The organism is Endozoicomonas ascidiicola (assembly GCF_001646945.1).
In the GTDB taxonomy this organism is placed as follows: Bacteria; Pseudomonadota; Gammaproteobacteria; order Pseudomonadales; family Endozoicomonadaceae; genus Endozoicomonas; species Endozoicomonas ascidiicola.
Window position 1 is genome coordinate 403,693 of record NZ_LUTV01000005.1, and the last position, 6,281, is coordinate 409,973.

Genomic DNA, 6,281 nt, shown 5'->3' on the forward strand with positions numbered 1-6,281 from the left:
GATATAATGTCTCTCTTCAGAGCTCAGGTGCTTAAAGGCCATCCGTGGCATCCTCTGTAGTGTTTAGTAGCTTTACAGAGTACACCTGAGTTCTGATTGAATTCAAAGGTGGCTCTGTAGCAACCCTGTGGTTACAGAGGTTATGCATTTATGATACGAATTCAGGACTCTACATTATCAAAGTAAAAGCCCTAATGATTCCAAAGAAAATTTTTGGCTTTGATGTAATCAGACAGATAATTAGGCATCAACCATCACTAGGCCGGCGTGCATGCTTCAGTGATTCAGAAAGCTGCCCACAGTTTTCTGAATCACTGAAGCAATTGCGAAACGTCAACCGCTCCTAAGAATGGCTTGAGAAGTCATTTATTACTTTTATTCCGACCTTCTCAATTTATTTTCAAGAGTCATGATTCAACTATTGACGAACAAACCGAAGCGCTTCCGGATTCACATCCAAAGTACTGCGCCAGGGGTTTATGTCCAACCCTCCCCGTCGCAGGTATTGGGCATAAACCGTCAAGACATCCAGCTTGTAGTGTTTCTGCAAATCCACAAACACCCGCTCGGCACATTGCTCATGAAACTCTTGATGGTTGCGGAAGGAACAGATGTATTTCAGCAACGCTTCACGATCAATGGCTTGCCCACGATAACTGATCACCAACGTGCCCCAGTCGGGCTGATCCGTTACCGGGCAGTTAGATTTCAGCAGGTGGGTATTCAGGGTTTCGTTGATCATTTCCCCATCATTGGGAACACTTCCAGCCAGTAAATCCGGGTTGTATTGATAGCAGTCGATGGCAATATCCAGGTCATCAATATTCACTCCGGGAGTGCTATCAACACCGCGGTCTTCGAATGCTTCTATCGTCATCAGCATCACTGAAACCTGCGCCTGAGCCGTGTTGGAAAGATCACAGATCAGTGCTTTTTCAACATCGTGTTCACTGTCGAAGCGGGTTTCATTGAATGAGTTCAGATAGAGTTTGAACGACTTGGATTCAATCACACAGGGGGAATCGCAGGGAATTTCAAACCGGGCAACCCGCACCATCGGCTTGCCGGAAGCATTCAGCCACGAGAGCTCATAGGCATACCAGAGATCACGACCAAAAAAAGGCAGGGTATCTCTAGAAATACCCAGCTCTTCGCGCTTCTCCCTGCGCTCGATAGGGTACAGAGTCGTCGGATCGTATTCGGATTTGTAGCCACTGTTTTTACCCAGTGGCGAAGCGTGCAGAGCATCAGACATAATTCAACTTCTTATGGAACGAGCTACTTATAAGACAAGCAATTTCCTAAGCAATCAACTTCTCAGCCCCCGGCCACTTTTCAGCAGGTGCAAACTGAACACACCCAGTGCAACAATGGCCAGTAGCATCACAGCAAAAGCAAAGCCGGTATCAATGCCACCGGCTTCACCCAGAAGTCCATAGCGAAAGGTATTCACCTGATACAAAATCGGGTTCAGCATGGATGCTTTCTGCCAGAACGCCGGAAGTATCTTGATAGAGTAAAATACACCGCCCAGATACGTTAGAGGTGTCAGGACGAATGTCGGAATGATGGATACATCATCGAACTTTTTAGCATAGACGCCATTGATAAATCCGCCCAGTGAAAAGAGGCTTGCGGTCATCACCAGCGCAAGAATCGTAACGGTCAAATCGTATAACTGGATATCGACAAAAAACAGCCCGAGGGTCATCACTATCGCACCGGTGATCACGCCCCGGGCAACACCGCCAAGCACATAACCCGCCAGGATAATCCAGTCCGGCACCGGCGAAATTAGTAACTCTTCAATGCTGCGCTGGAATTTATTACTAAAAAACGACGATGCAACATTGGCAAAACTATTGGTAATGACAGACATCATCACCAACCCCGGCAAGACATAGGTCATATAATTGAAACCGCTCATGGTACCGATTCTGGAACCAATCACTGCACCAAAAATCAAAAAATAAAGCACCATGGAGATGGCTGAGGGTAGCAGCGTCTGCGGCCAGATCCTCATAAATCGGCGGACTTCTTTGGCAAATATAGTGACAAAAGCGACCCAATTATAATAATACTCTGTGCGCCACTGTCGTTTTTCACGGTAGGATTTCATACTGCAGCCTCCTGCCCTGACGCCCTTTCCTCACTATTTACCAAACCACCATTGGTCATGTTGACGAAGAGTTCCTCAAGTCGATTACTTTTATTTCTCATACTGGCGACTTCTATTTGATACTCGCTGAGCTGACGAAACAGATCATTTACTCCGCGATTTTTATCCACTTCCACTTCCAAGCTCATCGGATCTAATTGGCGCACTTGATAGCCGGAAAAGGTCGGTAGCGTTTCCATCGGCTTACTCAAATCCAGAACAAAGCTCTCTTTTTGCAGCAAACTCAGCAGTTCTTTCATGCTGGTGTTTTCAACAATGTCGCCCTGATCGATGATGGCAATATTCCGACAAAGTTGTTCTGCTTCTTCCAGGTAATGTGTGGTCAGGATGATGGTCGTGCCCTGATCATTTATCTCTTTAATAAACTCCCAGAGACTTCTTCTCAGTTCGATATCCACACCCGCAGTGGGCTCATCGAGAATCAACAACTCCGGTTCATGCACCAGCGCCCGGGCAATCATCAGCCGTCGTTTCATACCACCGGAGAGCATTCTGGATTGACTGTGTCGTTTATCCCAGAGGCCAAGTTGCTTCAGGTAATGATCAATCCTTGGACGAGCCTGTCGAGTAGAAAGGCCATAGTAGCCGGCCTGTGTGTAAAGAATATCTTCCACTTTCTCGAACAGGTTAAAATTAAATTCCTGGGGAACCACACCAAGAGAACGCTTGGCTTTCACCAGATCATGGTCAATATCATGCTCAAACACAGAAACTGAGCCTGATGTCTTACGAACCAGTGAAGAAATAATGCCAATAGTGGTGGACTTGCCAGCACCATTCGGGCCCAGCAGGGCAAAGAAGTCACCGCTGGAGACATTGAGATCAATGCCTTTGAGAGCGGTAAAACCGCCGTCGTATATTTTCTTAAGATTTTTAATGGACAGAGCCTGGGTCATGATCCTCAGCCTTGAGATCGTTTTATTCTGCCCACGATTGTATTACAAATTCATATCTTAATTTTCATTTTTATAATGAATAGTGCTTTTCATTCATCTCAAACCTGGGTGATCCAAGGTTATACCAAGGATGACAGGGCTTGAGTAATATTAAGATAACTAAAAGTAAAACCAGCTTCCTGCAAACGCTTGGATTGTACGGCCTGCCCTTCTGTTAATAACTGAGCCGCTTCACCAAGCGCCAACTTCAAAGCACAGCCTGGCACCGTAAAAAAGGTTGGCCGCCTCAGCGCTTTTCCCAAAGCCTGAGTCAACTGTTTGTTCGTCAATACCTCGGGGGCAACACCATTAAAGATGCCACTGGCACTGTCTTCTGAGATCAAAAACAGCAGTGCATCCGCCAGATCCTGTCGGTGAATCCATGGCATCACTTGTTTGCCATCACCAATGGCGCCACCCAGCCCAAGCCGGAATGGCGGTAGCATCTTTTTAAGTGCGCCTCCGTCCGGATGCAGCACCACACCAATGCGAACGATACAGGTTCGGACGCCAAAGCTCTCAACTCGCTTGGCAGCACGTTCCCAGTTTTCACAGAGTTTGGCGGCATAATCCTGCCCGGGACCTGCAGACTCGTCTAATGGTTCAGAGCTGATATTTACGCCGTAATACCCCACCGCTGAGGCACTGATAAAGCAATCCGGCTTGTTTTCCATCCGCTCAATAAGATCCACAAGCTCTGTCGTTAACCCTATACGACTGTCTTCCAGTGCCTTTTTCCGGGTTGGGGTCCAGCGTTTATCCATTATCCCCTCACCAGAAAGGTTAATAACGGCATCGAAGTAGGTAGAAGGGTTCACCGCCGAAATGGACGAGACTGACTGCACCCGGTTAGACAGTTTGGATCGAATAGTAGATGCTGGCTGCCGACTGAGCACCATCACCTGATGGCCATCGTCAAGGAGATGATTGACCAGTGGACTGCCCACAAAGCCGGTTCCACCGGTTATCAATACACGCATACTTTGGACTCTCTCATTGATGCAACATGCTTCTTTATTTATACCAACTGTACATAATAACTGCCATAACAGCCGTTTCACCTGATACCGGGAGCTTTCAGGCTGGATTACAATCTTAACTGTTCTTCGGTAAATCTCTGCTTCAATTCAATCTCGCCTACTGAGGTTGATTGCACAGTAAAGTCCAACACATATCCGGAGCAGAACTATACATTTACCTTCTAGCAATTCCATATGACCAGGTACTTAATAATGACTAATCCACTTAAGTCTTCTGATTTATTTTCCATATCTGCAAGTTATTGACACCCCCCCCCCTTAGAAAAAACCAATAATAGAATAACGGATATAATAAGAAAATCAGCCATAAGAACATCAGTATTTTACCAGGACATATAAATATGAGCATATCTCAAGGGAAAGAAAACCTTATTCTAATAGGGAAAGAAAACCTTATTCTAACAGGGAAAGAAGCACTTTATTACACTTATCAAGCGCATAAAGAAAATGGCAAGATAAGCGCTGCTTTCAAGGCGCTATCGTCAAGAAGAAAAGTTGAAATCAATATAAAAACCGCCGACCAAATGGTTCGCAATAATTCTAAAGACTGGCTGGTAAAAAAAATAACTTCTAGGATAGCCAGGCCTAAAATTTCTTTCCCCCTAACCAAAGAAACATTCAACTTAATGTCTCGCCACGATCTATTAACATCAAAAAGCGCTCAGAGCATATCACAGCTTCTTGGAAAATTTTGCCCCGCAATGCAACAAGGAAAACTTACTTTTACAGACATATTATCGTCCATTCAAAAACTTCAAAGTGATTTAGTTGTTTTCAAAGAAGAAACAAATAAAATGCATGAGTCATTTGCAACAATTGAATCTGAAGACATTAATGGAAAACTTAAGAGCAAATACAAACTAACTAATAGTATTAACAACCCTGACAAGGATTTCTCAATTACAGACTACCGGAAAGAAGTAATTAGCATGCTTGAAGGTCAGATTGTGCAACTAACCAGCAAACTCTGTAAAGAATATAATAAATCGTCAATCTACTCAAACAACGAAGATCTGTCTGCTAGTCTTTTACGACAGATTCACTCATGTAATCCAGATGACACACTCAATCGAATGTTACATTTAATAAAAACCAACTCTCTAGAAAAAACACTAACTAATTCCAATAAGACGCCACCTGACAATAATGATTTATCTAATTGGATCAATAGCTTTGAGAGAATTAACCTATACTCCAAGCTATCAGAAACATTATGCAATAGCGGCAAAGATGATTTGAATAAGCTAGGGCGGGAATGGGAGCAAAAAATTGACGCAGTATTAAACCCCATAGATGAAATTTTTACTAAAAATATTCATACAGACACTAAGATTGCCAAGCCAATGCTAGACCACATAAAATCTTTTCTGAAGAATAATAAGCATGAAATAATGAGCCAGAAGATCAAAGAATGGGATTTGACCAGCCACTCCCGATGAATATACGACACAATCCATTATCAGAAAATTGTCGTAAGCACTATTTGTTTGATAGAACAATGAGACACCTACAGACATTTCTGCAGTATGGAAATGATTGTCACCCCGATCAAACCTGGCTGTTTCGTAAATCACGATGAATCAAAAGCTATATCTTGTGCTTTTGACCCATGAGAAATTGCTCTAAACAAGCTACCCCAACTGTCAATTCTCAACGTCAGGAAGAACGATGTGATTTTTCGCCAAAGTCGCTTACGTGTCGGTTTTTTTGGTTTATTCAGCGCTTGTTGAAACTGTGGACAAGCCAGTTCCTGGATCTGATCGACCAGAAACGCCAGGAAAGTAAGGTAGGCGAAATTCGTAGCCAGGTGTTTTTCGCCATGCCCATAGCTATGTTCAAGTTGATAGCCTTGGTTTTTCAGGGTATTAAACGTTTCATTTTCAATGCGCCATCTGCAGCGTCCACCTCGCATCACCGATTCAACGGTGTTAAGTAGTTAACCAAATGAAATCATATATTCCTGACCGACCTGCTCAAACACTCGTATGACTTCTGCTTCAAACGCCTTAAAGTCCATGACCTCAAAGAGATTCAACCATTCATACTTCACCTTTTGCCATAGCATTTCTAACGCGATGTTCGACTTTTAAACTGACCTGAAAAAGGCATGACTGACCTACTTTTCTG

Annotated in this window: 7 protein-coding genes; 1 reads left to right on the top strand and 6 read right to left on the bottom strand. The window is 43.9% G+C overall.

Features of this window, described 5'->3' with window-relative positions:
* Window positions 1–418 precede the first annotated feature (418 nt).
* The 4 genes from queF to AKL11_RS15645 form a co-directional block, all read right to left on the bottom strand.
* Window positions 419–1,255, bottom strand: coding sequence for an NADPH-dependent 7-cyano-7-deazaguanine reductase QueF (gene queF, locus AKL11_RS15630; RefSeq protein ID WP_067519094.1), 837 nt, complete (start codon window positions 1,253–1,255; stop codon window positions 419–421).
* 54 nt (window positions 1,256–1,309) lie between these two features.
* Window positions 1,310–2,119: an ABC transporter permease gene (locus AKL11_RS15635; protein WP_067519096.1), complete on the bottom strand. Its 810-nt coding sequence runs from the start codon at window positions 2,117–2,119 to the stop codon at window positions 1,310–1,312.
* Entirely contained in the window at window positions 2,116–3,075 is a 960-nt protein-coding gene (locus AKL11_RS15640; RefSeq protein ID WP_067519098.1) for an ABC transporter ATP-binding protein, read from the bottom strand. Before AKL11_RS15640 ends, AKL11_RS15635 begins: the two co-directional genes overlap by 4 nt.
* 119 nt (window positions 3,076–3,194) lie before the next feature.
* Complete coding sequence (locus AKL11_RS15645) at window positions 3,195–4,094, bottom strand: TIGR01777 family oxidoreductase (RefSeq protein ID WP_067519100.1); 900 nt, start codon at window positions 4,092–4,094, stop codon at window positions 3,195–3,197.
* A 401-nt stretch (window positions 4,095–4,495) separates the two neighbouring features.
* Here AKL11_RS15645 and AKL11_RS15650 point away from each other — a divergent pair, with 401 nt between their 5' ends.
* Entirely contained in the window at window positions 4,496–5,593 is a 1,098-nt protein-coding gene (locus AKL11_RS15650; protein WP_067519101.1) for a hypothetical protein, read from the top strand.
* Window positions 5,594–5,724: 131 nt separating this feature from the next.
* Here the strand turns inward: AKL11_RS15650 and AKL11_RS15655 are convergent, their stop codons facing one another.
* Both AKL11_RS15655 and AKL11_RS26485 read right to left on the bottom strand, forming a co-directional pair.
* On the bottom strand, window positions 5,725–6,069 hold the full coding sequence (locus tag AKL11_RS15655) for a hypothetical protein (RefSeq protein ID WP_157673596.1): 345 nt from the start codon (window positions 6,067–6,069) through the stop codon (window positions 5,725–5,727).
* A gap of 21 nt (window positions 6,070–6,090) precedes the next feature.
* Window positions 6,091–6,219, bottom strand: a complete 129-nt coding sequence (locus AKL11_RS26485) for a hypothetical protein (RefSeq protein WP_301335661.1) — start codon at window positions 6,217–6,219, stop codon at window positions 6,091–6,093.
* Between the last annotated feature and the right edge of the window lie 62 nt (window positions 6,220–6,281).

Coding starts and splice junctions, on each gene's coding strand:
- queF (WP_067519094.1), bottom strand. CDS start 1,255: ATGTCTGATGCTCTGCACGCTTCGCCACTGGGTAAAAACAGTGGCTAC.
- AKL11_RS15640 (WP_067519098.1), bottom strand. CDS start 3,075: ATGACCCAGGCTCTGTCCATTAAAAATCTTAAGAAAATATACGACGGC.
- AKL11_RS15635 (WP_067519096.1), bottom strand. CDS start 2,119: ATGAAATCCTACCGTGAAAAACGACAGTGGCGCACAGAGTATTATTAT.
- AKL11_RS15645 (WP_067519100.1), bottom strand. CDS start 4,094: ATGCGTGTATTGATAACCGGTGGAACCGGCTTTGTGGGCAGTCCACTG.
- AKL11_RS15650 (WP_067519101.1), top strand. CDS start 4,496: ATGAGCATATCTCAAGGGAAAGAAAACCTTATTCTAATAGGGAAAGAA.
- AKL11_RS26485 (WP_301335661.1), bottom strand. CDS start 6,219: ATGCTATGGCAAAAGGTGAAGTATGAATGGTTGAATCTCTTTGAGGTC.